The following is a 26,625-nucleotide window of genomic DNA, read 5'->3' on the forward strand; positions in this document are numbered from 1 at the left end:
GCGAGGCGCCTTTTTTACTTAATCTAAGCTATTGTATACTTTTTTATTTTCTTCTTTACTTAAAAATATAACTTCAGTGCCGCACAGGTAATCTTGTAATGCGCGCTTTTTCTTAAAGTCAATTAACACAAATAAGTTACCTAACCCTAATAGCGCTGTTAAGCTGCGTAACATTGCTGTTTTCCACGAAAGCAGATTTCCGTCCTGTGTTTGCACCTTTAGTCTCCATGCACGCATACCAATTGTTTGTCCACTCTTGGTCCAGAAGTAACTAAAAAACAATAGACTAACGAGTACGAGTAAGATTGCACGAAGGCTATAAAGTAGTGTTGAGTTTTGAATGAAGGCCGATACGTCTTTATGTTCTCCGAGTTGGAGTATGCCAGCCGAGATGAAGCTCTGTATAATGATTAAATAAACGATGGTCGTTAACATAGCAAATGCGATGACCACAAGGCCATCATACATTAACGACGCTAAGCGACGACGAAGACCCGCTTTAGGGAAGTCTGACATAACAATACTCACAGTGTCATAGAGAAATAAAAACTAGTACTATTCTACACAAAGCGTTTACTAATGGCGAAGCCTATTGAAATTTGTAAACTGTTTACTGGTTAGGTAAAAATAGGCGTAATAAGTATGTTCTTTCTGGGTGAATATTACACTATTTGTACATTTGTTAGTCTGTTGATATGAAATTGCAAAAAACAGCTTGCCGGGCTGAGTTATATTTGTATAATGCATGGCATAGAGACGAGGGCATACAAACAAAGCCTTAGCTCAAAGTGGTTTTTCTTTATTTTCTCTTGTTTTAGAAGATGAAAGAAAAATTATGCCAGTGTGATGGAATTGGTAGACATGACGGATTCAAAATCCGTTGCCTTCGGGCGTGGCGGTTCAAGTCCGCCCACTGGTACCACTTTTTATAGCCCGCTGATTTATCAGCGGGTTTTTTCTTGCCTGAAATTTGAAGTTTTTCATCAACTTCTAAAATTATCGCTTCTACAGTAATATTCATTATTAATCTAACGCATTGACACCATGCGTCTTAATCATCAAAGGTCAAATGATCTTTAAATTTACTTTTATCATAGTTTAGTATTTACGACACAGTCCCTTTTCTGAGCTAAACTTAGTGCAGTGATAGCAGCTAGGTGAGTTGTGTGCAGTTAAGACATTCAGTGTTATTGTTTAAAGGGGCTGCGTTTATAAGTACTTTGGTTGTGTGTATTGTAAGTTGGTTTTTATACACAGAAGTAACGAATGGAATTAAACTTGAGAGAGCTCTTAGCGATTTTGAAGGTTCAATTAACCGCTTAATTGAACATCAAGAACGTTATGTGGTTGAAAGAGAAGTGCATTTGGCACAAGCCATAGCACCTTTATTTTTAAGTTATCAAGATCAATTTAATCACCTATTAACACTCATTCTTGACGAGCCCGAGCATGTGACTCAATTGAGTAAAATTGATGAAAAAATAAAAAAATTTCGCCATGTACTTGGTCTATTTGAACAGTCTCAAACTAAGCTCGGTTACAATGAAACTGAGGGGGTTTATGGGGAGTTTCGATACCATGCACATCGACTGCAGTCTATTGCTACCCAAGAGTCGCTTCCTCAATTGGAAATTTTAATTTTGGAATTAAGGCGTGCTGAGAAAGATTACTTACTGCGCTTCAAACCACATTACCTAACGTTACATCAACAGCACTTTGAGAGAGCTACAGAGTTGATAGAAGCATCATTTGCGAAACAAGCAGGGTTTTATTTACAGTATTTAGCGAAATATCAACACGGTTTTCTAGAATATGTTTCATTAATACAGCAACAAGGCTTAACCCATAAGCAGGGGCTAAGGGCCAAAATGTATGAAAATATTCAAGCAGTAAAAACCCACAGTAAGATTTTAAACGAAAGCTTATCTAAGATGCGCCACGATAATAAGCTATCTCTCGTTTTTAGTGCGCTTATAGGAATAATTTTAATCAGTATAGGATGTTTGATATTACTGAACTATCTCAATAATCGAGTCTCAAAACATATATTAAAAATCAACAAAGTATTACAACGGGTAACGAAAGATGAGGATTTTTCGCTAAGAGCAGATCTGTTTGGTGATGATGAAATTGCACAAATAGGTCACCAGTTAGATGGTTTGTTTGCCTTCATTGAAACACTACTATCTCGTTTAAGTGCGGCTCAGACTCGACTCATTGAGGAAGCTAAAATAGCAAGTTTAGGTAATATGGTTAGTGGCTTTGCCCATGAACTAAATACTCCATTGGGCATTGCAATTACAAGTCAATCTCACTTAAAAGAGCAAGTTCAAGTGATCAAAGCTGATTTAGAGTCAGGCCTATTACAAAAGCAGGCACTGACAAAGTTGATAACTGAAGCTGAGTCGGCTTTATTTCTTCTAGAGAACAACCTATTAAGAACCGCTTCTTTAATCGATGATTTTAAAAAAGTCGCCGTACATCAACAATATGATAATCTCGACGAATTTAATTTGAAGACACTTGTAACAGGGGTGTTTGATTGTTATCAATCGGAGTTATTCCCAGAACAGTATTCGGTTGAAGTCGAAATACCAGACAATTTGGTTTTGGATAGTTACCCAGCGACGTTTTGTCAAATTTTAAGTTATTGTATTAATAATAGTATTAGCCATGCCAAGGTGCCGAGTAGGCCGCTAACTATCCTTGTTTCAGCGATGGTCGTTAATGATTTTGTTCACGTGTATTTTAAAGATGATGGTAATGGTATTGATAAAGAGTTGATCTCAGTTATTTTTGAGCCATTTATTACCACTAAGCGACATGATGGAGGGACGGGATTAGGGCTAAGTATTGTGTATAACCTAGTTACGCAAAAGCTAAAAGGAGAGGTGAAAATGCTAAGTCCAGATCACGGCGGCGCATGTTTGCATATTATATTAGAAAATACCAAGTATCGTTACACAACAGATGAAGGTATTGCCAGCTGATCGTAAAATGGGTAATCCTGGCATTATTTATTCAGTGGTTAATTGATTGAGCAGGTTAGACAAAATAAGTGATGAGTGATCATGCCTATATTTTTGTGCCTACTTCATTTATTTTATGGTTTATTTCTAAGCGCTTCAATTGCGAGCCTGGCTGCTTTTGCACAAAAAAAACCTTTAATAGGTAAATTCGTTCTTTCAATAAAACTTTCTAGCAAGTTCATTTGTACACTATGACTACACACAACCGCAATAAACAAACATCCATGCTCTAATGACCAGATATATGAATCTCGAATAACCTTCATAACCTCCAAACAGCCTAGCGTTTCAGGATCAAGTTCCTCAATACGATACCATTGCTCATGTTGTGAGCTATTGACGGTTGTTTTCAGTTGTTCAAATGCTTCAGTTACGCCTTTCATATTAAAAGGGCCTGATACATTTAAGCACAGTATATCGTCTTGCCATGTATATTCTACAAAGCCGTGGATATGCATGATGCTACCTCATTACATTCGAGATTAATTTGATGTAGGGGTAAATAACACGACAGCATGATTTGAGTCAAGACCCAGCTTGGCTGTGGCGTAAGACAGAGCAGGTATTTTTGTGCAGCTCTGTCTTAAGAGGTTTAGTGTATTACTTTCCTTGATTTAAACTGGTTAATTTGTCCCCAATGGGTTTTGAGAAGTTATAACCGTCAAATTTGTCCCAGTTAATAGACCAAGTCATTACGCCGCCAAAGTTCGGGGCATTTTTAGCTGGTACAATGGTAGAGCAATTAATGCCTTTAACTAGGCAGTCTAATGCAGCAATAATGTTACCTATGGGTGCTTGTCCTGAGTTTGCAGACTGAGGACCAGATGGAAGGCCAATTGCAACTTGGTCATCACGTAGTGGCGCAAAGCGTGTACCGTTGGCTAATTCAAACCCTTCAAGTAACATTTTAGCATGTGCAACCATCATATTAACGGAGCCTTCTGGTGCACTACCTGGTTGATATGGATTTGGTAGCCCGCCATTGTTGTACAGTTGTACATGAAGTAGATCCAATGTGTCGCGAAGTTCATTTATAAGTGGAATGTAAGCGCCCCATATACCGGTATATGCAACCATACCACCGTGAACGTAGGGGTGCTCTGGTGCCATGGTAAGGACCATATCCCCGCCAATGTTTTGCTCAATTTCTTTTAATGCACGAGGTAACCTAGCTTGAATTTGCGTACCGTGCATGAGATTCGAACCACTTTCAAGGTCAATGTCTAAGCCATCAAATCCCCATTCATTGATAATCGCGGTAAGGCTTGATACAAAGTTCACTTCATCACTGTCGGTATTTAATGTGATAGTACCTTCTGCACCTCCAAGGCTTAATACAAACACTTTTCCTTGTGCCTGAAGTGCTTGCATATCTTGTTTGAACTTCACTGGGTCAATTGCTGGGCAGTTAGAGTGAATGTCTTTTTCAAATAAGTTGAAATGAACCGTACCGTTTGAGTTACGATCATTGTCGGCAAATGCAATATCAATAATATCCCATGCAGGTGAGATTTGATCGAGTGGCAGTGGACAGCCAGCTGGATTAACAAAGTTATGCCAGTAACCAATTAGTTTGTGTGTTTTAGCTATGGGCGTGTCAATCACTTTAACACTAATACCTTCGCTAGTTGCTTGGTTTCCTAGATTATCTTGAGCAATGGCCGTAATGGTTTTATTGCCTAAACTCGCTGGAGTGTATTGTGTAGAGTACGGAGCTGTGGTGTCAGTAGCAACCAAAACCCCATCTACCGCAAAGCTGACTTGTGTTACTTGTCCTATTAAGGCTGATGCATCAGCGGTCAACTGCGTTGAACTACCTAAGGCTAGCTGGCTTCCTGCAACTGGGGAGGTAATTGAGCTGACGATTGATTTGTCTGTTATGGTAACGACTTGAGAGTTCGTTGTTTGATTACCTTCATCATCGGTCGCAATCGCTTTAAGCTGGATGGCTCCCAATTGTTGAGGTACCCAATTAACCTGATATGGTGCTTGCGTTAAGCTCGCTAGCAAACCATTACCAGCATAAATATCTACTTGACTGACTTGACCATCAGCATCAGATGCCGCCACTGCGATATCATAATTACGGCCTTTTAATAATGTGCTGTTTGCCGCTGGTGAATTAAAGGTTATGGTCGGTTTAATCGCACATATACCTTGGTCTGTCCAAGCGTCAGTCCATGCTTGACCAACACCTGGTTCATAAGCCCATAGAGCGTCAGAGCTACACCAAGGTCCAATATCACAGCGATATTTGTTGTTATTGTGTGCTACCACATCGCCTGTACTATAATTGCCACTTGCTTGATAGTTTGGAATGTTTGCACATCCACCCGACCCTGGCTGTGATACCGAAATAGTGGCAATCGCAGATGCCGTGGCATTTTTATTATCTTTAACAATCGCTTTAATTTGTTGATTGCCTACGGTTGCATTCCAAAGTGTTTCATACGGCGCACTGTCATCTGTTGCAAGTAATGTATCATTGACCCAGAAAGTTACATTCGTTACTTGGCCATCGGAGTCGGCTGCGGAAGCTGCAATTTTAACTTGCTCACCTTGCCTATATTGTGCGTTATTAAGCGGTGCAGTTAATTCAATTGTCGGGCTGACATTGGGCATACCATCAGAGACTGTTAATGTTGCAGCTGTGCTGGTGGTACTTGCGCCTACATTATCTGTGGCCACTGCGGTTACTTGATACTGTCCTGCTTGTGTTTGCCAGGTAACTTGAAATGGCGCTTGTGTATCAATACCAGCCGATAGACCACTTACGAAAAACTCAACCTGTGTGATTGTGCCATCAGGATCAGTTGCTTGTGCACTAAAAACAGCGCTGTCATTTATGGGTAAAGTTGAGCCGTTAGCGGGTGAGAGCAGGGTAACTTCTGGCGCTTGATTACCTCCACATGCCCCTAAATCTTGCCACACTGCATATGGGGTGGAATTGTCTGCTGGAGATTCTGCTTGTGTCCACCACTTGGCTTTATATGCGGTGTTATTTTGAGTGACAAAGTTGTCTGCGACATAGGTATTATTACTCGACCATGGTTCAATACCTTGGCAATCATAAGCAAATGAATAAAAGGGTAAGGAGCATAGCCCTATTACTGCACTATGTAGCACCTTGTTGGTGTTAAATTTCATCTTAATTTTCCTTTACAGTTGTGTTTTTTTGCTCAAAAGCAAAGTTCAGCATATATGTAAGCTAAATGTTGATCAATTGTATTGTTGTAACCAAACTGTTTGTTTAGTCTAAAGAGGTTAATAAATATGGCAGAAAATAGGGGATTAGGTAGCGATCTGTTATACTTGATTTTCTTACAACAGCATCAAGATATTCAACAGCCTGTGTAAGTGCAGTCGGCTTAGCAGATGTCACATTGTTTTCATTTGTTAGGGCTTATGCCGCTGTGGTTTTCCTATCTATTTGTTGAAGATAAGCCCCAACACATGAGAGTTTAAATGACGTTTTCAGATTTGGGTTTGTCACCATCAATTGTTCAAAGTATTACAGATAAAGGCTACACAACCCCAACAGCGATTCAAGCTAAAGGGATCCCTGCGGTTTTATCAGGGCAAGATGTGATGGCTGCGGCACAAACGGGTACAGGTAAAACAGCTGCTTTTACGTTACCGCTTATCGAACAATTGTTAAAAGAGGACCGTCCACGTGCTAATCAAGCATTGGCGTTAGTGTTAGCTCCAACACGAGAGTTGGCTTTGCAAATAGCCGAAAACGTGGAAGCATATAGTCAAGGAACACGCTTACGTTCTGCGGTTGTATATGGTGGTGTGAAAATAAACCCTCAGATGATTCAATTGCGTAAAGGCGTGGATATTCTCATCGCTACGCCTGGGAGGTTGCTTGATCTCTATAGCCAAAATGCTGTTAAGTTCAATCAATTACGTACATTGGTGTTGGATGAAGCCGATCGTATGCTTGATATGGGCTTTATTCATGATATTAAACGCATTATTAAGGTATTGCCGAAAACGCGCCAGAACTTACTATTTTCAGCGACGTTTTCAGATCCAATTCGAGAGTTAGCCAAAGGGCTGATTGTATCGCCAATTGAAATATCCGTGACACCAAAAAATGCAGCCTCGAAGACTGTAACTCAGTTTGCATATGCCGTAGATAAGCCCCAGAAAACTAAGCTATTGAGCCACTTAATTAGAACCAACAAATGGCAGCAAGTATTGGTGTTTTGTCGTACTAAGCATGGTGCAAACCGGTTAGTCACGCAGTTAGAGCGTGATAAAATAACCGGAGCTGCAATTCATGGGAATAAATCTCAATCAGCACGCGTAAAAGCACTCAATGGGTTTAAAACAGGCGAAGTCAATGTGCTTGTGGCAACAGATATCGTCGCGCGCGGATTAGATATTGCAGAACTGCCTTATGTGGTTAACTATGACTTACCAAATATTTATGAGGATTATGTTCATCGTATAGGGCGTACTGGGCGAGCAGGAAGTGATGGTCAAGCAATTTCATTTGTAACTGCCGATGACGCAGTTGATTTGTATGGCATTGAACGTTTTATTGGCGCTTTGATCCCAAGAGCTGAAGAAGATGGCTTTTTACCGCAACACCCTGTTCCTGAAAAAGCATTGGATACACGCCCAGTGAAACCTAAAAAGGCAAAGAAACCGAAAACCCACAGTGATCAAGTTCAAGGGCAAAGTCCATCAAATAAAGCGAAGCAAGGACAAAGCAAGCATAAACCACGTGGAAATGGAGGAAGCCCAGCAAAGTCACATGTAAAAGCTGCAATTGATAACCCGACCAATGCCAAGCCTAAACGTCGACGTTTTTCGGCGCCCAAACCTAAGGCGTCATAGCTGCCAGTGAAACGTACTTAATATAGTGTGACGCAGCGATAAAATAAGGTGATTTAACTTGCTTATCATCATTATTCATTGATAGTAGTAACAAACTACTTGATAAGGATAATGATGATTTATTATGTTTTGGCCAGCATAGGCCTTGTTCTGTTTATATATTCCATTAGTGTCCGGCAGCTTGCCAAGGCGGAAGTCACCGCCCCCATATTGTTTGTGTCATTTGGTGCATTACTCGCATTATTACTCCCTTATGAAAGCACTTCTACTCTGTTAGACGCCTCGATAGTTTTACCTGTCGTTGAAGTTACATTGGCAGTGGTTCTTTTTAGTGACGCTGCAAAGACACGATTGCGTATACTTTATGAGTCCTATCAATTGCCGTTACGATTATTACTGATTGGGCTGCCTTTAACGGTGCTTTTTGGGGCTATATTTGCTTATTGGTTATTACCGATCACTTGGGTTGGAGCTACTTTACTTGCCGTGATCATTGCGCCTACCGATGCCGCTTTGTGTAAAGGATTTTTGACAGAAAAGCGGGTGCCAATAAGGTTGAGGGAAGCGACTAACGTAGAAAGTGGCTTAAATGATGGATTATGTGTACCGCTTTTTTTATTTATGTTGGGAATTTTCGTAAATCATGAGAGTGCCGAATTATCAACGTTATCTTGGTTGTTTTTCAGAGAGTTAAGCATTGCTTGTGTGATCGCAATCACGGTGACGTGGCTTTCAATTTTGCTAATAAAAAAGGCTAAGCATCACCATTTTTTTGCGACGACGACAAGCCCTTTTTTGTTTGTTGGTGTTGCATTACTTGTTTTTTCACTGGCACAAGCACTACATGGTAGTGGTTTTATCGCCGCTTTTGTAAGTGGTTTGCTATTTGACCGCTTTTATGATGATGAGGTGAAAGATCAATTGATTGAAGAGAGTGAGCATTTAGCCGATTTTGCGACATTATTAATATGGACGTTATTTGGTATTGTATGCACTTCACTGTTGAGCAATGGGGTCAATGTTGATGCGATGGTGTTTGCTGTGTTAGCAATTTCAGTGGTCAGGATACTTCCAGTAATGCTGAGCTTGCTGCACAGTGATACTACGATACATGAACGGCTCACGTTAGCGTGGTTTGGTCCTAAAGGGTTGGCAACCGTGGTTTTTACCCTAATGTTATTATCAGTAATGACAGGAGAGGAAGGAGCGCTAATTACTGAAGTCGCCATCTACAGTGTTTTACTGAGCATTTTCGTACACGGTATATCTACTCGGCCGGTTTCTTTGAGTTTTAAAGGATTGGAGTAAGTACTCAAAACGTCATGTAAATGAAATAAAAAAGTCATTATACGTCCCTAAAATGAGCATCGATTTTTAATTGCATAAGACTAATTTGCTCATACGTTACGGGAAGACCATGAAAAAGAAACTAATAACATTAGCAGTATCTGCTGTTTTACTCACTGCATGCAACGATGATACTAAAACGGTTGAAGTGATCAAAGAAGTAGAAAAAGAGGTTATAAAAGAAGTTGCACCCACACCAGTAACGTCAGTGAAAAATGTAATTTTAATGATAGGTGACGGCATGGGTGCACAGCAAGTTGGTTTACTGGAAGAGTATGCTCGCCGAGCACCAAATTCGACTTATAACGCTCGTGGAAATCAAACGGCTTTATCCAAGTTAGCAGACGCAGGACACATGGGGCTTTCATTAAATGCTCCGCATGGGGAAAACGGCATGTTAGTGACAGACTCGGCTTGTTCCGCGACGCAATTGGCAACGGGTATGGCTGCTGGCTCTGAAATGATCGGTCTTGATGAGCAAGGTAACATTGTAGAAACTATTTTAGAAAAAGCGAAAAAAGCGGGTAAAGCAACAGGCCTGGTCTCAGATACACGTATTACTCATGCTACGCCAGCTGCATTTGCAGCGCACCAACCACATCGCTCTATGGAACCTGAGATTGCTGAACAACTCGTAAATACCGGTATGGTTGATGTATTATTATCGGGCGGAGCGCGAGTCTTTATTCCATCAGATATTAAAACAGATGAAGCAGATCAAAAAGTACTTGCTGATTTGGGGATGCCAGCGAGCGTATACAAAAAGTCGAAACGCAATGATGATAAAAATATTGTATTAGCTGCGAAAGAGCAATATGGATACGCATTGGCTTTTGACAAAGCACAGTTGCAAAATAGTGATGCAGATAAGTTATTGGGCTTATTTGCAAATTCAGGTATGGATGATGGCATTGCATATAAAGCATGTCAGGCAAATAACAGTTGTACTCAGCCATCATTAAAAGAAATGACCGTTAAAGCATTGGATATTTTATCTAAAGATGAAGATGGATTTTTCTTAATGATTGAAGGTGGGCAAATAGATTGGGCTGGGCATGCAAACGATGCTGGCTGGATGCTTAATGAGCTTTTAAAGTTTGATGAAGCCGTTGAAGCTGTGCATGAGTGGGTCAAAGATCGTAATGATACATTAGTGGTGGTGACCGCAGATCATGAAACGGGGAGCTTTGGATTCAGTTATTCAAATGTTAATAAACCTGAACCGGTTTCTCTCCCGGGAGATGGTATGAATAATCGAGATTACAAGCCTAATTTTAATTTTGGATCTTTAAATATTCTGGATAATTTATACGAACAAAAAGGTACATTCTTCGATGTGATGGGTGCCGTTAATGCCGATACCGATTATAGTAATAGCACAGATGTACAGTGGCAAAAAGCCATAGAAGAATTGACACCATATACAGTCACATTAGAGCAAGCTGATAAAATTGATGAGTCGTATAAAGTAGGGGCTGATGATAAACCACTTCCTTATTTTAATGATTTTTCAGAGTTCTACGTATACGGTGGTGAAGATTTTACAGGTAAAATAGCGCGCGCAGTGGCGAGTCAGCAAAATGTTGTGTGGGGAACTGGTACGCATACAGCAGCACCAGTCCCTGTTTATGCTTTTGGTCCAGAAGGCGTCACTAAGCAGTTTTCTACTTTACAACATCATGTTGATATTTCTAATAAAATGATGGCTGCGTTAGAACTTAAATAAAATATTAAAATAGTATTTTTTGAACAATTATCTAGAAAATCAATAATTGTTTAATGTTTTCTGGTTATATTTAAACCTCATTTTATAGGGAGTTTTTATGAGGTTTAAATTTACATTTTTATTCTTGCTTTTATCTAGCCAAATTAATGCTAATAATAACGAATATATAATTGAAGGCGTTGATGAGTTAGATCAAGAAATAAATCAGAAAGTTAAAGTTGAAAATAAAAATGGAAAGATTTTATATCAAGGTGATATATTGGTTTCCGGTGTTAATATTAGAGATGTATTTGATATATCCCCTATGGCTATAGTAAAACCTAGCAATTATAGGTGGCGTAACGGAGATGATTCAATTGCTTATTTTCGATTTAACGAATTAGATTTTCGGCAGAGGCAGGCAGTATATCACGCAATGTCAGTTGTTGAACGCTCTTCAGGAGTACGTTTCAAAGAGTCTCAATCAGAAAAGGATATCATCGAAATAGTTAAAAGTGGTGATAGTGAGTGCTATTCGCAAGTAGGTAAAGTAGGTGGGATACAAGAACTCGGGTTGGGTAATGGTTGCTTTACAAGTGGTATTATCATCCATGAATTATTACATGCGCTAGGTTTTTGGCATGAGCAATCTCGTTCGGATAGAGATAACCACATTTTGATACATTGGGACAACATTACAGAAGAAAAAAAGCATAATTTTAATAAACAAGTTGGTAGTAATGTTGGCAACTATGATTACAAGTCTATCATGCATTATTCGAACTATAGCTGGGCGATAGATAAAACCAAACCAACTATAACAGTAATAAACGATCCCAACCTAGTTTTAGGTAGCAACTCTTTAAGTAGTGCAGATATTAGCACTTTACAGAATATGTATGGTATTACGCCGAAGCTACGAGCAAGTTCCGGTCAATGTGGAGGGAACTACGATTTATATTGGAGTATGCCAAAACAAGGGGGTTACTATGAATATTATGCGGAAATTTACTTAGATAATGAGTTCAATAGAGATAGTGACTTTAGATTTGGAGAGACATCAATAAAAATCTATTCTAATAGCAGTGTCAAAGTAAGGTTATGTGAATCTGTTCAGGGGTATTGTGGCCCCTTTAGTAATACAGTGTACTTGCCAAGAGATACATCAGATGATTGCGATAGAGGGCCAAGAGATTAGCGTTCTCTCAGCTACTTATTGAGTAATTTAACAAATGCATCTAGGGGCATGGGTTTAGCGTAATAAAACCCTTGCCCAAAATCACAGCCTGCTTGCAGTAACAATTGATGTTGAGTAGCTGTTTCAATCCCCTCTGCAATCACTTTTAAGCCCAATTGATGAGCCATCATTATCATCGCTTCACACAAAGCTAAATCGTCGGCACTGTTGGCAATTCCATCCACAAAGCGTTTGTCAATTTTAATGAAATCGGTATCCATCTGCTTCAAATAGGCGAGCGAGGAATAGCCAGTACCAAAGTCATCCAGTGCTAAAGCGAACCCTTGCTTAGTTAAAGCGGCTAGCCGCTGTTGGGTACGAGGCAGTGCATTCATCATTAGACCCTCGGTGATTTCAATAACGAACTGCTCAGCGGTTAATCCTTTGGCATTGAGTTGTTGATGCCAATTATTGAGGGTACTGTGCTTTGCCGTAAATTGAACCGGTGATACATTGATACTGAGCTGTACCTGATGACCTAATTGATTAAGGGTGCAGAGCGTATCGCATGCACTATTGAATATAAATTCGCCCATACCGTGTATTAACTGAGTCTCTTCAGCCAAAGGAATAAATAGAGCTGGGCTGACGATGCCTTTATCAGGATGAAGCCAGCGGATCAGGGCTTCAGCTTTAACAATGGATTGGTCCGTCATTTTTACAATTGGTTGGTAATATAAAGCAAACTGCTGTTGAGCTAATGCGACCCGTAAATCTTTCAAAAGCGCCATTCGGTGCTCTGCTTGTTCACGCATTTGTGCACTGAAAAATGCAAATCCGTTTCGACCATGTTGTTTTGCTTCATACATAGCTTGATCAGCAGCTTTGAGTAGTAATTCACTGCTGTCACCATCACTGGGAGCATGTGCAATGCCAATACTTGCGCTAATATGGCACTGCTCATTGTCAATTTGAATACTGGGCTTTAGTTGGGCGAGTACGGCGTTTGCTAATTTAGTTAATGCGGTGGTGTGATTGGTGTTTGTGACCAGTACAAATTCATCGCCGCCAATTCGAGAGATCAAACTACAAGAAGGTGTTAATGCTGTTAATCGATTGGCAACCTCAGTTAATAATTTATCGCCGAAATAATGGCCTAGAGTGTCATTTATGTCTTTAAAGTGGTCCAAATCGAGTAAGAGTATTCCGACTTTTACTGCGGTATTTTCCAGCTGAATTTTTAAGTGTCGTTTTAGTTCTCTGCGGTTCGCAAGCTCGGTGAGTTGGTCAAAGTGAGCTTGACGCCAGATTAATTCATCTTTGCGTTTGCGATCAGTAATATCTGTGAAAATAGCAACGCGACGATACGCTTCGTTATATTGATTATACACGGTATTGATTGTTAACCATTCGGTGTAAAGCTCACCATCTTTACGGCGATTAATTATCTCGCCTTGCCAATATCCTTGCTCACATAATTGTTGCCACATTTGTGTATAAAAGTGTTTGTCATGCTTACCAGAACTTAAAATACTGGTTGCTTTACCGAGGGCTTCTTCTCTTTTAAACCCTGTTACTTGGCTAAATGCTGGATTAGTGTCAAGAATAAAACCATTTGCGTCAGTGATAACCATACACTCGCTGCTGTTATTATAAACAAGCGCAGCCAAGCTAATTGCTTCTTCGTGCTCTTTTCGCTGACTAATATCTCTTATCACTAAAATAGCCTGTTGGTGCTCACTTATGTGATTAATTCTGCACTCATAAATATGCTGTATGTTATCTGTATTTAAATGTGAAAACTCAAGTTGACTGTAAGGTTGCTCTTCTAATAACGCAAGTTGTGCCATGATGCGTTTAAAAACATGCTCGGGAAATATCACGTCAATTGAGGACGCTGATTTTGAAAATGGACCATGAGACATTAAAATCTCTCCGTCCTTATTTACTCGTAAGTAACTGTCTGGTAATGCAGTGAGCAAAGCGATTAATTCAGCATGTTTGTGAGTGAGTGCTTGCTCTGCATTGAGTCTTGTATACGCCATGTGCTCAAATTGTTGTGTGATCACATAAAACTCAGGACTCGACTGTTTGTTTTCCCATTGAGCTATTTCACCTTTTGTTACTTGTGCTATCGCATCTTGAAGGGCTTTGAAAGGTTGTAGTAACACTCGGTTGAGTTGCCATTTAGCCTGCCAAATTATCAATAAAATAGCCAATATGAAGAGTATTAGTGTGGTTGCAACTTTACTATTAGCTCGATTTACTGCATCCTCAAATGGCAGTGAAAAGTGGATATATAAGCTCGTTAAGGGTTTACTTTGCTCAAGAGGAAGCTGCAAATATATTCTACTTTGGTCATTGCCATCTTTTAATACCTGTGCAGTATCCAAAGTGCTAGGCCAGAACTCTTTTAAGGGCCGGCCGAGTTGCGCTGGTTGAAACGGGTAGTGGGCAATAACATTATGTTGTGCATCACTTATCATAACCTCACTGTCAACGGGTAAAGAAAGCTTTGCAAGTGCATGACTCCACTTAGTGAGGGATTGAGCGACGACGATGGTGTGCCGAATATTATTATTTTCATCAATAACAGGTATCGCAAAGTTAACCGTGGCTTTGTTTAGTGATCTATCATGTTGAAATTGCCCGACAGTAAAACGTTTTGTTTTATTCGCTTCTTGAAAGTATTTTCGGTCGCTGATATTGATTGGTTTTACGTTACTGACTATGGTGCACAACACATTCCCTTCTGGGGATACTATGCCAATATTTGCAATTCTTGAAGAGAGGGTTTGTGCATATCGTAAAATTGAAGGGCATTGCTCGGATATTGTGGTATTCAATTCTGGATGACGGGCGAGCTGGGAGAGTAGTGCTTTTGTTTCGCTAATGTCATTTTGTTGTACCGCGGCAATATGCTCCGCTAATAATATCGCTTTAAACTCACTTTGCTGTAGTATTTCTGAATGTTCTTCAAGTAATTGGGCTAAAATCACCAAAAGTCCAGGTACACAGATCACGATGAGTAATCGATAAAATCGGTACGGTATTGATAAATTTGAAATAATCATGCCTGTGAGTAATTTAATTTTGGTGTAATATAATACAAAGATTTAAGGAGAATGAGCAAATAAATCCGCACTAAGAATAGGGGAATATAGAATTTAATCTCGCTTTTGTGCTGTAACAGAGGTTTGAAACCACACCAAATTTATTATTTTCAAGGTTTTATTATTTTGTAATTTTTTTGTTATCTGAAAACAATTTCTTATGCTTCCCACTTTTTCCCACCGAATTCATACACTTTCAGCAAAGCCGCATTTTTTCTGGGTTTTTAGCGCTTTACCAAAGAGCCTTTTGCTTGACAAAAACAGCTGTCAAGCCCTAAACTAACCTATCGTGGTAAAAAGTGGTTTTTAGTGGATCAAATTGGATCTTAGAGCAAAATAAAGGTCCACGGTAGGGGCAAGATGTTTAAAGGTGCGAGTTCACTGAGTTTGGACGATAAAGGCAGATTTGCGGTACCTACGAAGTATCGACAAATGCTTATGTCCGAAGAGCAGGGTTCACTTATTTGCACTATTGCTATCAATGAGCCTTGTTTGTGGCTGTATCCAATGAGTGAGTGGTATGAAATAGAAGCTCGCTTACAAAAACTTTCCAATATGAATCCTAGAGCGAGACGTTTACAACGTATGCTGCTGGGCCACGCAACTGAATATCAATTAGACAAAAATGGTCGGGTTTTGCTAGCGCCTTCTTTGCGTACGCACGCAGGGTTGAATAAAAAGGTCATGCTGGTAGGGCTATTAAACAAGTTTGAAATTTGGGATGAAGAACGATGGCATCAACAGATGCAACTTGATACTGATATTGAACGCAGTGGAGAGTTTGAGTCTAACTCCGAATTTGATAATTTTTCGCTGTAAGAATAAAAAGGCAAAATTTGAGCATGACAGCACAATTTCAACATGTATCAGTGTTAATGCAAGAAACTCTTGATGCACTCGCAATTGATCCAAATGGTACTTACATAGATGGTACATTCGGTCGAGGCGGACATTCAGGCCAAATACTGGCACGTTTGGGGGAACAAGGGTGCTTGCAAGCAATAGACCAAGACCCACAAGCGATTGCGGCTGCAGAGAAGTTTGCTAACGACCCCCGATTTGCGATTGCTCATACTCGGTTTTCAAATATAAATGATGTGGCTGAAAAAGCTGATTTACTAGGCAAAGTGGATGGAATTTTATTAGATATTGGAGTCTCATCTCCCCAGTTAGATGATGCAGATCGAGGGTTTAGTTTTATGAAAGACGGGCCACTTGATATGAGAATGGATCCAACCTCGGGACGAAGCGCAGCACAGTGGTTAGCAGAAGCAGAACTTGAAGACATTACTTTTGTGATAAAAAAGTATGGTGAAGAGAAGTTTGGACGAAGAATCGCCCATAAAATTATTGAAACGCGTGATGAAACTCCAATTTTAACGACAAAGCAATTGGCAGACTTGGTGGATGAGGCGGTGCCGGTTAAAGATAAACATAAACATCCAGCTACGCGCACGTTCCAAGCTATCCGTATTTATATTAATAGTGAATTGGAAGAGATTCAAACGGCATTACAGGCGTCTCTTGATGTGCTCAAACCGGGCGGGAGACTGGTTGTGATTTCATTCCACTCACTAGAAGATCGTATTGTTAAACAATTTATTAAAAAGCAAAGTAAAGGAGAGGCTTTACCTAGAGGGTTACCTTTGACTGATGCTCAATTAAAACAAAATTTAACTTTAAAAGCGCTTGGTAAAGCAATTAAACCCAGTGCAGAAGAAATTAGTGAGAACCCAAGGTCTCGTAGTTCGGTACTAAGGGTGGCGCAAAAGCTGTAATGAGTAAAGTGGTAGATAGGCAGCCAAAACTTTTTTCTGAGATGCTTTTTAGCTTATTTTCGAACAAGCTAACTTTACTGCTGCTGCTATTAACTTTTGTATCGGCATTGGCTGTTGTGCAAGTAACACATTTTGCTAGGCAGCAATTAATAGATCAAGATGTTTTGTTGCAACAGCGGGATGAGCTTGACCTACAATGGCGGTACCTGCTGGTTGAAGAAGAGTTTTATTCTCAACATGCTCGCATTGAAGAAATAGCTAAAACCCAGTTAAAAATGAAGCGGCCAACCAGTAAAGATGAACAAGTTGTGGTATTGCAATGATGAAGCCTAAAAATACATCCGTAAATTTGATAACTTGGCGCTTTGCGCTGGTGTGTGTTGTTTTGGTTTTGGTGTTTATTACTTTAATGGCAAGAGCGGCTTATTTACAAGTAATTGAACCCGATAAAGCGCGAGCTGAAAATGCCAAACGTACGGTACGTGTTGAAAAACTCACCGTGCAGCGAGGTATGATTTTTGATCGTAATGGTAAAGAGTTAGCAGTCAGTGTACCTGTTGTGAGCGTTTATGCGGATCCATTAGCGTTAGATAAATCGATCGCAAAGAAAGTACTTAGAGCAGCACGTAAAAAAGGTGAAGACCATAAAGCGTTAGCACTTGATGAAGCCACCTTATCATTTAGAAAGCAGCAGTGGTATGAACAAGATTTACGCTGGCGAGAGCTGGCTGATGTACTTCAGATTGCGAATGATAAAGTCGACACACGTTTACGTGACAATACCAGCCGGCGTTTTGTGTACTTAAAACGTCAAGTGACCCCCGCAGTTGCCAATTATATTCGCCAACTTAAATTACCAGGCATTCATTTACTTGACGAATCAAAGCGCTTTTACCCGAGTGGTGAAGTTACAGCCCATATTTTAGGTTTTACCAATATTGATGGTATTGGGATTGAAGGTGTAGAAAAACTGTTTGAAAATGCATTAACGGGCGCGGAAGGGCAGCGTACTATTCGTAAAGATGCGCAAGGCCGAGAAGTGCAAGTTTTATCAGAAGAGCAACGTGTAGAACCTGAAAGTATTGAGTTGAGTATTGATTTGCGAATTCAAGCAATTGCTTATAAAGCACTAAAGAGTGCAGTGCTTAGTTATAAGGCGACTTCAGGTTCAGCCATGGTTGTTGATGTAACAACGGGTGAAGTGCTTGCTATGGTTAATAGCCCAAGCTTTAATCCCAATGACATGCGAGATGCGGCTCCTTATAAGCGCAGAAACCGAGCAATAACCGATTTATTTGAGCCAGGTTCGACCTTAAAGCCATTGGCAATACTTGCGGGGCTCGATTATGGCGCGATAGCAATGGATGATACCGTAAATACATATCCAGGGTGGATGCGTTTAGGTGGCAGTCTTGTAAAAGATACGCGTAACCACGGTGAAATGTCATTAAGAGAGATCTTAAAAGTATCATCTAATATGGGGGTTGCAAAAATTAGTCAAATGTTACCTAAAGAATACTTAGTCGGATTATATCAAAAGGTAGGGTTTGGTCAGGATACGGGCACGTTGATGGTGGGCGAGAGTAGTGGACTGTTTTACCCAAATCGCCGTTGGTCTGATTTTGAAATTGCCACGTTAGCATACGGTTATGCGGTATCTGCAAGTACCGCACAAATTGCGCGTTTATACGCTACATTCGGTGCCGGAGGTGTTTCTCGCCCTTTAACCATATTGAAACAACACAAGCCACAACAGGGGCAGCGAGTATTTAAAGAAGAAGATGTAAAAGCCGTTGTTACAATGATGGAATCAGTATTTGAAAAAGGTGGCACGGCGGCCAATGTAACTGTTGATGGTTATCGAGCCGCGGGGAAAACAGGCACGTCTAAAAAAGCAGTCGCAGGTGGGTATGGTGATGAGTATGTTGGCTACTTCGCAGGTGTAGCGCCAGTCAGCGATCCTCGCTTGGCTGTTGTGGTGATGGTGAATGAGCCTGGAGATGACATTTATTACGGAGGCCAAACTTCAGGGCCTGCATTTGCTGAAATTATGTCTAACTCGCTACGTATTCTCAATGTTGCTCCAGATAAAGAACGTGTGGCGTATGTGGCGGAGTTAAAAAATGATGCGTAATTTAACGACTGTGCTTAATAATTTTTGTTTTGAGGGGCCTCCAATTATGATTCGTGATTTGCGAATTGATAGCAGGGAGGTCGATGCTGGCGATGCATTTATTGCGTTACGAGGCCATGAACAAAATGGTGAAGACTATATCGAAGCTGCACTACACCAGGGGGCGCATTGTGTTCTGGTTGATAGCAGTTGTGATGTATTAAGGCATGATAAGCGGGTTGTTCGTATCACCGCACTCAAGGATAACATAGCTCAAATAGCCGCTGATTTTTACGGTAAGCCCAGTGAACGCGTTAAATTAATTGGTGTAACTGGCACGAATGGAAAGTCAACGACGACCGCGATGATAGCCAGTTTAGCCCAATGCTGCGATGTAAAATCGGCAGTTATTGGTACTTTGGGTTATGGGGATATTGAATGTTTAACTCCACTTGCTAACACAACTCCATCTCATATTGACTTACAACGGATTCTCGCCAAATTGAGTGAGAATAATAAATTGGTTGCGATGGAGGTTTCTTCGCACGGATTGGCACAAAATAGGGTTGCTAGTAGCCATTTTGAAGTTGCTGTTTTTACCAATTTGTCTCGTGATCATTTAGATTATCATGGCTCGATGCAGGCGTATGCTGATGCGAAACTGACACTTTTTCAGCAATGCCAACCGAAAATATGTGTGATAAATGCGGATGATGCATTTGCTCAGCAGTGGCTGAAAGAACACGAATTCAAAAACTTGGTGGTGTTTGGAGAAAAGCGTAAATCACATATATTCTCTCATTATGTGTGGTTTGATGATGTTATTTACTCACAATTTGGTATACAAGCCACAATAACGTCCAGTTGGGGTTGTGGCGTTATAAAACTTCCGTTATTTGGGTTATTTAATTTATATAACCTCGTCGCGTCTTTGGCTGCACTGTTGGCTCAAGGTTATGACTTTGAAATGTTGCTTAATGCAGCATCTACATTACAGCCTGTACCTGGACGGATGGAAGCGGTGTTTACTGAAGGTAAACCGACATGCGTGGTGGATTATGCCCATACACCAGATGCTTTAGCTTTGGCATTACAAGCGTTACAACAGCATGTACCTGGTAATGTGGTGTGCGTGTTTGGATGTGGTGGAGACAGAGATCGAGGCAAACGCGCTTTAATGGCAAAAGCCGCAGAACAATATGCTAATAAAGTCATTATTACCAGCGACAATCCGCGCAGTGAAAACCCCGAACAAATCATCGCAGATGTTAAGGCTGGGCTCAGTCAACCTCAGTATGCTTATTGCCAGTCAGACCGAGCATTAGCCATACGTTATGCGATAGAGCAATCCACAAGTAGTAGCGTGGTGTTAATTGCAGGTAAAGGTCACGAAGATTACCAAATTATAGGAAAACAACGTTTTCCGTTTTGTGATAGACAATGGGCTAAAACAATTTTAAAAGGGGAAAGTGCGTGATCAAAGTGGATTTCACTTGGCTTGCTAATGTACTAAATGCCTCTTTCGATGGGGAAAACCGAGCTGTCGGTAATATAAACACAGACACAAGAACTATAACGAATAATGATGTATTTTTGGCGCTAAGAGGTCCTAATTTTGATGGGCACAAATTTGTTCGTCAAGCACAAGAAAAAGGTGCGATTGCAGTAATTGTTGATACATTAACTGAATGTGATATTCCTCAGTTTGTGGTCCAAGATACACGCTTGGCGTTGGGGGAGCTAGGCAAGGCAGTTATGAGTCAGGTTGCTCCAAAAACTATCGCAATTACAGGTAGTGTTGGTAAAACGACGGTAAAGGAAATGTGCGCGGCAGTGTTATCACGACGTGGTAATGTGCTAGCAACTGCGGGCAATTTCAATAATGATATTGGCGTACCGCTTACACTGTTGAGACTTAATGAGGCGCACGAATATGCCGTTATTGAACTCGGTGCAAACCACATTGGTGAAATTGCTTATACCACTGCATTAACGCAGCCCGATGTAGCTGTAGTTTGTAATGTTGCACCAGCACACATTGAAGGGTTTGGCTCCATCGAAGGTGTTGGCCAAGCTAAAGGCGAAATTTATTCGGGATTAAAATCACATGGTGTTGCGGTCATTAATTGTGACAGTGAGTTTGCATCTATGTGGCAAGACTCCATTGTGGGTAAAGAACAAGTTCGCTTTTCGTTATCGGAACAGCTTGATGTTTGGGTTGAAGATGTGATGCTTGATAATATGGCCCATGCTAGCTTTTTGCTGTGCTCGCCAACTGACAAAGTGTCAGTAACCTTACCATTACCTGGAGAGCATAATGTGATGAATGCAGTTATTTGTGCTGCATTAACTATGCAATTAGGAGCGAGCTTAAGCGATATTGCTGAAGGTATTTCGCATATGAACGCACCAAAAGGGCGAGTTAACTTAATAAAAGTTCACGAGACATTAACCGTTATTGACGATACATATAATGCTAATGTGCACTCAGTCAAAGCTGCTATTGATTTATTAGCGAAAATGCCGGGGTATCACATTTTTGCTTTGGGGGACATGGGAGAACTCGGTGAGCAATCCCGTGAATATCACGAAGAAGTGGGCGTGTATGCACAACAAAAAGGTATAAATGAGTTATTGACTTTAGGGGTGTTAAGTCGTTATGCCAGCGATGTTTTTGAAGATAATGGCAAACATTTCTCAACCCGAGAGCATTTATTACAAGCGGTAAAGCATAGTCTTGCTACACGGCAAGAGCATTGCACTGTGGTCGTGAAAGGATCGCGCAGTTCTCGTATGGAATTATTGGTAGCAGAATTAGTCGACAGTGGCCGTAAAACAGGCACTGATGGAGCATCAGTATGTTAGTTTGGTTAGCTGAATATTTAACGCAGTACTACAGTGGTTTTAATGTTTTTTCTTATTTAACGTTACGCGCGATACTAGGGATTTTAACGGCGTTATTTATTTCATTGTATTTTGGCCCTAAATTAATTCGGGCATTACAACGGATGCAAATAGGGCAAACAGTTCGTGATGATGGACCTGAATCTCACTTATCTAAATCAGGTACTCCTACTATGGGCGGGTTGTTAATATTAGCCGCTATTTTTATTAGTACGTTAATGTGGGGAGATTTAGATAACAAATATGTGTGGGTGACGCTTTTTGTCGTGGGGAGTTTGGGGATTGTTGGCTTTGTAGATGATTATCGTAAGGTGATCCGAAAAGACAGCAAAGGGCTGATAGCTCGATGGAAATACTTTTGGCAATCAGTGATCGCTATTAGTGTGGCAAGTTTTATGTATTTCACCTCAAACTCAGCTGCTGAAACCGTACTGGTCGTGCCATTTTTAAAAGATGTCATGCCTCAATTAGGCTTATTCTATTTAGTGATGAGTTACTTTGTTATTGTGGGAACATCGAACGCGGTTAATTTAACCGACGGTTTAGATGGGTTAGCTATTGTGCCGACAATATTAGTCGCAGCTGCGCTAGCCATCATCGCTTACGTAACTGGTAACGTGAATTTTTCAAATTACCTCCATATTCCTCATATACCATTGGCATCAGAACTTGTTGTAGTGTGTACCGCTATTGTTGGAGCCGGTTTGGGCTTTTTATGGTTTAACACCTACCCAGCACAGGTGTTTATGGGCGATGTTGGTTCATTGGCCTTAGGTGGTGCTCTTGGGATTATAGCCATTTTAGTTCGTCAAGAGTTAGTGTTGCTCATCATGGGCGGCGTATTTGTTATGGAGGCATTGTCGGTTATTTTACAAGTCGGCTCATATAAATTACGGGGACAGCGTATTTTTAGAATGGCACCAATTCATCATCATTACGAGCTTAAAGGTTGGCCTGAGCCTCGGGTGATTGTGCGGTTTTGGATTATCTCAATAATTTTAGTTTTAGCTGGTTTAGCAACTTTAAAGATTCGATAGATGCAATATTTAGATGAACTGAAAGACAAAAAAATAACAGTGCTTGGACTCGGTGTTACTGGTCTGGGCATTGTGCGCTTTCTGTTGTCGCATCAAGTCACACCAAAAGTCGTTGATAGCTGTGCAGTCCCCGTTGGGGCTGATTGGTTAGCAGACAATGCACCTGAATGTGAAGCTGTATTTGGACCACTGGCAGAAGCAGGTCTGTCTTATGCAGACATGGTGATAATTAGCCCCGGTATAGCTTTGTATGAAAGTAGTGTCGCGCATGCGATTGCTGCTGGTGTCGAAGTTATTGGTGATATTGAACTATTTGCTCGATTGAATAACACCCCTGTTGTCGCTGTGACTGGTTCAAATGGTAAGTCTACGGTTGTTAGTCTAGCGGCTGAGGTATTTAAAGCAGCAGGTTTACACGTTGGCTTAGGTGGTAATATTGGTACATCGGTTTTGGCTCTATTAGATACGACATATGATGTGGTTGTCTTGGAGTTATCTAGCTTTCAACTGGAAACCACTGCTAGTTTAGAGTGTCGTTCGGCCATGATACTTAATGTGACTGAAGATCATATGGATAGGTACCCAAACTTTGCTGGGTATTGTGCGGCTAAACAGCGAATTTATAAGCATGTCGAGCATGTGGTATTTAATGCGGATGATACTCTTACACTTTCAAATGATCATAAAGGCACCAGCGTTTCAATAGACGGTGGTGACTATAGTATTGCAACGGTTAATGGGGTCGCGCAATTTTCTGCTCACGGTAAAACCTTGTTACCTGTTAGCACATTAAATATGTTAGGTCGACATAATCAATTTAATGCACTTGCTGTATTGGCATTATTGGCACCGTTTAATTTATCAATGAACGCTTTTGCATCTGCTTTTAGTACATTTAAAGGGTTAGAGCACCGCTGCCAGCTAGTGACGGAGTATAACGGTGTTCGCTATTTTAATGATTCAAAAGCAACCAACGTGGGCGCAACAGTCGCAGCACTTGAAAGTTTGCATAATGAGCAAGGAAAGATTTTATTGATCCTAGGTGGAGATGCCAAAGGCGCCGACCTGCAACCTCTTATGGCACCGTTACAGAAGTACTGCAAAGCGATCTTTTGTTTTGGTAAAGATGGTGCGCAGTTTTTGAGGTTACATGAACAGGCGAATTTGGTCAGTGGTTTAGATGAAGCGGTTCATAAAGCGTCATCTATTGCAAGTGATGGCGATAGCATATTACTGGCGCCAGCATGTGCCAGTATTGATATGTATCCAAATTATATGATGCGTGGCGAAGCATTTTGTAAACTCGTGATGGAGCTTGACGTATGAGCAGACTGTCACAACTCAAATTAGCTTTAACACCGCGTCAATCAGATGCTTTGTTTGATGTGCCGTTGTTTTATAGCATGTTGTGTCTCATAGGTGTGGGTTTTGTTATGGTAACAAGTGCATCAATGCCAGTAGCAGAGCGCCTTTTCAATAACCCTTACCATATTAGTATTCGACATGGCGTGTTTTTGGGAATGGGGCTTTTTTTATTCTGGGCTACAACCAGTGCACCAATGACGTGGTGGAAGCGTTGTAATCCATACTTGTTATTACTTGGGTTGGGCTTATTGGTACTCGTTTTATTAGTAGGCCGGGAAGTGAATGGTTCTAAACGCTGGATCCCAGTTGGACCTGTTGGAGTACAAGCAGCTGAATTAGCTAAGCTCTTTTTTTTCAGTTATATAGCAGGTTACTTAGTCCGAAAAAAAGAAGAAGTACAAGAGAACTTAAAGGGGTTTGCAAAGCCAATAGCTGTTTTTGCTGTATATGCTTTTTTAATTTTAATGCAGCCAGACTTAGGAACTGTGGTCGTGATGTTTGTGACGACAGTTGGTTTGCTTTTTTTAGCTGGCGCAAAATTATGGCAGTTTTTTGCATTGATATTAACCGGTGTTTTTTTAGTTGTTTTATTGATCATTTTTGAGCCTTATCGTATGGCGAGAGTGGTGGGGTTTTTAGAGCCATGGGATGATCCATTTGGCAAAGGCTACCAACTTGTTCAATCTTTAATGGCGTACGGGCAAGGTGGATGGTTTGGTCAAGGGTTAGGAAATAGCGTACAAAAATTACAATACTTACCTGAAGCACATAACGATTTCATTTTTGCAGTGATAGCAGAAGAGTTAGGATTTATCGGCGTTGTTAGTATTATCTTACTATTGGGTTGTCTTGTGTTTAGGGCCTTATTGATTGGTCAGAAAGCCTTAAAGCACGACAAAGAATATGAAGGCTACTTTGCATTAGCTATTGGGATTTGGTTTGCATTTCAAACCATGGTTAATATCGGAGCGAGTGCCGGTATTTTGCCAACAAAAGGGTTAACGTTACCATTTGTATCTTATGGAGGCTCTAGCTTGCTAGTGATGGTGGTTGCTGCCGGTGTTTTGCAACGAGTGGACTTTGAAACGAAAATGTCGACTAAGCAAGCGACGTCCAGAGGGAATAAACGATGAGTAAACGCTTATTGGTGGTTGCTGGTGGTACAGGAGGTCATATATTCCCTGGTATTGCTGTTGCAAATGAACTTAAATCTCAAGGTTGGGAAGTCTCTTGGATAGGAACGGCGGATCGCATGGAATCTGAGGTAGTACCTAAGCATGGGATTGACATTGATTTTATTCGTGTTCAAGGTTTGCGCGGCAATGGAGTTAAACGATTAATTAAAGCCCCATTTTTGGTGATAAAAGCAGTTCTTGATGCACGTAAGGTAATAAAAGCTCGCCGACCAGATGTGGTACTCGCGATGGGGGGATATGTAACGGGTCCTGTTGGTATTGCTGCTAGGTCTTTAGCTGTGCCATTGGTAATTCATGAGCAAAATGCAGTTGCAGGGTTAAGTAACCGACTGTTAGCAAAAATTGCTAATGTTGTGCTGAGTGCCTTTCCAAGTGCGTTTAAAACAGCGCAGAGTAAGGTGGTAGGGAACCCAGTTAGGGCCTCGGTTTCGCAGTTACAACCAAAACAAACGGCGCAACAGATTAACTGTTTAGTTATGGGGGGCTCATTAGGTGCGAAAGTCTTAAACGATACTTTGCCTGATGTTTTCGCGAAGTTACAAACAAAAACTGAGCTGCCTTTATTGGTTAAACATCAAAGCGGGAAAGGTGAAAGTAGTGCATTGCAGTATCGCTATGATAATGCGGGTGTTACGGCTGAAGCCGTCGATTTTATTGATGATATAGATAAAGCTTATGAGTGGGCTGACATTGTAATCTGTCGCTCTGGTGCGTTAACGGTGAGTGAGGTTGCTGCCGCGGGTAAGATGGCGCTGTTTATTCCTTACCCGCATGCGGTTGATGACCATCAAACGGCTAATGCAAACTATTTAGTTAAAGGTGAAGCTGCGCTGATTATGCCGCAGTCCCAATTTGAATCTGCAGCGATTATCAAGATGTTGTTACCATTTATTTTACAGCCTCACTTGATTACCGAAGTAGCTAAAAAAGCCAAAAATCTAGCTGAATTAGATGCTACGCGTTCAGTAGCCCAAGAGTGTGTGCAACTAAGTCGTTAGTTTATGAAGTGATAA

General features: G+C 40.8%; 19 protein-coding genes and 1 tRNA gene. 16 read left to right on the top strand and 4 right to left on the bottom strand.

Annotation, left to right across the window (positions count from 1 at the left end; all coding sequences use genetic code 11):
* Nucleotides 1-18: 18 nt before the first annotated feature.
* The gene (locus J8L98_RS03655) at nucleotides 19-516 is read right to left on the bottom strand and encodes an RDD family protein (RefSeq protein ID WP_210995345.1); all 498 of its coding nucleotides are present in this window, start codon (nucleotides 514-516) and stop codon (nucleotides 19-21) included.
* A 321-nt stretch (nucleotides 517-837) separates the two neighbouring features.
* Here J8L98_RS03655 and J8L98_RS03660 point away from each other — a divergent pair.
* Nucleotides 838-922: transfer RNA gene (locus J8L98_RS03660), tRNA-Leu, on the top strand.
* 244 nt (nucleotides 923-1,166) lie between these two features.
* Nucleotides 1,167-2,990 (top strand): HAMP domain-containing sensor histidine kinase, encoded by a 1,824-nt coding sequence (locus J8L98_RS03665; RefSeq protein WP_210995346.1) that lies wholly within the window; start codon nucleotides 1,167-1,169, stop codon nucleotides 2,988-2,990.
* A 113-nt stretch (nucleotides 2,991-3,103) separates the two neighbouring features.
* Here the strand turns inward: J8L98_RS03665 and J8L98_RS03670 are convergent, their stop codons facing one another.
* Together J8L98_RS03670 and J8L98_RS03675 are read right to left on the bottom strand one after the other, a co-directional pair.
* Nucleotides 3,104-3,487, bottom strand: coding sequence for a hypothetical protein (locus J8L98_RS03670; RefSeq protein WP_210995347.1), 384 nt, complete (start codon nucleotides 3,485-3,487; stop codon nucleotides 3,104-3,106).
* A 142-nt stretch (nucleotides 3,488-3,629) separates the two neighbouring features.
* The gene (locus tag J8L98_RS03675) at nucleotides 3,630-6,176 is read right to left on the bottom strand and encodes an Ig-like domain-containing protein (protein WP_210995348.1); all 2,547 of its coding nucleotides are present in this window, start codon (nucleotides 6,174-6,176) and stop codon (nucleotides 3,630-3,632) included.
* Between the two features lie 318 nt (nucleotides 6,177-6,494).
* Between J8L98_RS03675 and J8L98_RS03680 the strand changes: the two genes are divergently transcribed.
* The 4 genes from J8L98_RS03680 to J8L98_RS03695 all read left to right on the top strand — a co-directional run bounded on the left by J8L98_RS03680 (nucleotide 6,495) and on the right by J8L98_RS03695 (nucleotide 12,127).
* A complete protein-coding gene (locus tag J8L98_RS03680; RefSeq protein ID WP_210995349.1) occupies nucleotides 6,495-7,877 on the top strand; it encodes a DEAD/DEAH box helicase in 1,383 nt (460 codons plus the stop codon).
* Between the two features lie 111 nt (nucleotides 7,878-7,988).
* Nucleotides 7,989-9,185: a cation:proton antiporter gene (locus J8L98_RS03685; protein ID WP_247682426.1), complete on the top strand. Its 1,197-nt coding sequence runs from the start codon at nucleotides 7,989-7,991 to the stop codon at nucleotides 9,183-9,185.
* Between the two features lie 109 nt (nucleotides 9,186-9,294).
* A complete protein-coding gene (locus J8L98_RS03690; protein WP_192508480.1) occupies nucleotides 9,295-10,950 on the top strand; it encodes an alkaline phosphatase in 1,656 nt (551 codons plus the stop codon).
* A 97-nt stretch (nucleotides 10,951-11,047) separates the two neighbouring features.
* The gene (locus tag J8L98_RS03695; protein ID WP_210995350.1) at nucleotides 11,048-12,127 is read left to right on the top strand and encodes a M12 family metallopeptidase; all 1,080 of its coding nucleotides are present in this window, start codon (nucleotides 11,048-11,050) and stop codon (nucleotides 12,125-12,127) included.
* Between the two features lie 11 nt (nucleotides 12,128-12,138).
* Here J8L98_RS03695 and J8L98_RS03700 read toward each other — a convergent pair whose 3' ends face one another.
* Nucleotides 12,139-15,105, bottom strand: coding sequence for an EAL domain-containing protein (locus J8L98_RS03700; RefSeq protein WP_348771886.1), 2,967 nt, complete (start codon nucleotides 15,103-15,105; stop codon nucleotides 12,139-12,141).
* A gap of 474 nt (nucleotides 15,106-15,579) precedes the next feature.
* On the opposite strand from J8L98_RS03700, the gene mraZ reads away from it, so the two are divergent.
* From mraZ to murG, 10 genes are read left to right on the top strand one after another with little or no spacing between them, the layout of a single operon-like run.
* Entirely contained in the window at nucleotides 15,580-16,038 is a 459-nt protein-coding gene (gene mraZ, locus J8L98_RS03705; protein ID WP_192508477.1) for a division/cell wall cluster transcriptional repressor MraZ, read from the top strand.
* A gap of 23 nt (nucleotides 16,039-16,061) precedes the next feature.
* The gene (gene rsmH / locus J8L98_RS03710; RefSeq protein ID WP_210995352.1) at nucleotides 16,062-16,997 is read left to right on the top strand and encodes a 16S rRNA (cytosine(1402)-N(4))-methyltransferase RsmH; all 936 of its coding nucleotides are present in this window, start codon (nucleotides 16,062-16,064) and stop codon (nucleotides 16,995-16,997) included.
* On the top strand, nucleotides 16,997-17,320 hold the full coding sequence (gene ftsL, locus J8L98_RS03715) for a cell division protein FtsL (RefSeq protein WP_210995353.1): 324 nt from the start codon (nucleotides 16,997-16,999) through the stop codon (nucleotides 17,318-17,320). The genes rsmH and ftsL overlap by 1 nt, the downstream gene beginning before the upstream one ends.
* Nucleotides 17,317-19,131: a penicillin-binding transpeptidase domain-containing protein gene (locus J8L98_RS03720; protein ID WP_210995354.1), complete on the top strand. Its 1,815-nt coding sequence runs from the start codon at nucleotides 17,317-17,319 to the stop codon at nucleotides 19,129-19,131. The genes ftsL and J8L98_RS03720 overlap by 4 nt, the downstream gene beginning before the upstream one ends.
* Nucleotides 19,124-20,587, top strand: a complete 1,464-nt coding sequence (locus J8L98_RS03725) for a UDP-N-acetylmuramoyl-L-alanyl-D-glutamate--2,6-diaminopimelate ligase (protein WP_210995578.1) — start codon at nucleotides 19,124-19,126, stop codon at nucleotides 20,585-20,587. The genes J8L98_RS03720 and J8L98_RS03725 overlap by 8 nt, the downstream gene beginning before the upstream one ends.
* Nucleotides 20,584-21,975 carry a UDP-N-acetylmuramoyl-tripeptide--D-alanyl-D-alanine ligase gene (gene murF, locus J8L98_RS03730; RefSeq protein WP_210995355.1) on the top strand — a complete coding sequence of 464 codons (1,392 nt, stop codon included), beginning with the start codon at nucleotides 20,584-20,586 and terminating at the stop codon, nucleotides 21,973-21,975. Before J8L98_RS03725 ends, murF begins: the two co-directional genes overlap by 4 nt.
* Entirely contained in the window at nucleotides 21,969-23,051 is a 1,083-nt protein-coding gene (mraY, locus tag J8L98_RS03735; RefSeq protein WP_192508472.1) for a phospho-N-acetylmuramoyl-pentapeptide-transferase, read from the top strand. Before murF ends, mraY begins: the two co-directional genes overlap by 7 nt.
* Entirely contained in the window at nucleotides 23,052-24,377 is a 1,326-nt protein-coding gene (gene murD, locus J8L98_RS03740; RefSeq protein WP_210995356.1) for a UDP-N-acetylmuramoyl-L-alanine--D-glutamate ligase, read from the top strand.
* A complete protein-coding gene (gene ftsW, locus J8L98_RS03745) occupies nucleotides 24,374-25,549 on the top strand; it encodes a cell division protein FtsW (protein WP_210995357.1) in 1,176 nt (391 codons plus the stop codon). Before murD ends, ftsW begins: the two co-directional genes overlap by 4 nt.
* Nucleotides 25,546-26,610 (top strand): undecaprenyldiphospho-muramoylpentapeptide beta-N-acetylglucosaminyltransferase, encoded by a 1,065-nt coding sequence (murG, locus tag J8L98_RS03750; RefSeq protein ID WP_210995358.1) that lies wholly within the window; start codon nucleotides 25,546-25,548, stop codon nucleotides 26,608-26,610. The genes ftsW and murG overlap by 4 nt, the downstream gene beginning before the upstream one ends.
* Nucleotides 26,611-26,625 lie beyond the last annotated feature (15 nt).

It is taken from the genome of Pseudoalteromonas sp. MMG013, from assembly GCF_018100885.1.
Lineage (GTDB): Bacteria > Pseudomonadota > Gammaproteobacteria > Enterobacterales > Alteromonadaceae > Pseudoalteromonas > Pseudoalteromonas aurantia.

Excerpts from the sequence above, each read along its gene's own strand:
- J8L98_RS03655 (WP_210995345.1), bottom strand. The coding sequence starts at position 516 with ATGTCAGACTTCCCTAAAGCGGGTCTTCGTCGTCGCTTAGCGTCGTTA.
- J8L98_RS03670 (WP_210995347.1), bottom strand. The coding sequence starts at position 3,487 with ATGCATATCCACGGCTTTGTAGAATATACATGGCAAGACGATATACTG.
- J8L98_RS03675 (WP_210995348.1), bottom strand. The coding sequence starts at position 6,176 with ATGAAATTTAACACCAACAAGGTGCTACATAGTGCAGTAATAGGGCTA.
- J8L98_RS03680 (WP_210995349.1), top strand. The coding sequence starts at position 6,495 with ATGACGTTTTCAGATTTGGGTTTGTCACCATCAATTGTTCAAAGTATT.
- J8L98_RS03685 (WP_247682426.1), top strand. The coding sequence starts at position 7,989 with ATGATGATTTATTATGTTTTGGCCAGCATAGGCCTTGTTCTGTTTATA.
- J8L98_RS03690 (WP_192508480.1), top strand. The coding sequence starts at position 9,295 with ATGAAAAAGAAACTAATAACATTAGCAGTATCTGCTGTTTTACTCACT.
- J8L98_RS03695 (WP_210995350.1), top strand. The coding sequence starts at position 11,048 with ATGAGGTTTAAATTTACATTTTTATTCTTGCTTTTATCTAGCCAAATT.
- mraZ (WP_192508477.1), top strand. The coding sequence starts at position 15,580 with ATGTTTAAAGGTGCGAGTTCACTGAGTTTGGACGATAAAGGCAGATTT.
- rsmH (WP_210995352.1), top strand. The coding sequence starts at position 16,062 with ATGACAGCACAATTTCAACATGTATCAGTGTTAATGCAAGAAACTCTT.
- ftsL (WP_210995353.1), top strand. The coding sequence starts at position 16,997 with ATGAGTAAAGTGGTAGATAGGCAGCCAAAACTTTTTTCTGAGATGCTT.
- J8L98_RS03720 (WP_210995354.1), top strand. The coding sequence starts at position 17,317 with ATGATGAAGCCTAAAAATACATCCGTAAATTTGATAACTTGGCGCTTT.
- J8L98_RS03725 (WP_210995578.1), top strand. The coding sequence starts at position 19,124 with ATGCGTAATTTAACGACTGTGCTTAATAATTTTTGTTTTGAGGGGCCT.
- mraY (WP_192508472.1), top strand. The coding sequence starts at position 21,969 with ATGTTAGTTTGGTTAGCTGAATATTTAACGCAGTACTACAGTGGTTTT.
- murD (WP_210995356.1), top strand. The coding sequence starts at position 23,052 with ATGCAATATTTAGATGAACTGAAAGACAAAAAAATAACAGTGCTTGGA.
- ftsW (WP_210995357.1), top strand. The coding sequence starts at position 24,374 with ATGAGCAGACTGTCACAACTCAAATTAGCTTTAACACCGCGTCAATCA.
- murG (WP_210995358.1), top strand. The coding sequence starts at position 25,546 with ATGAGTAAACGCTTATTGGTGGTTGCTGGTGGTACAGGAGGTCATATA.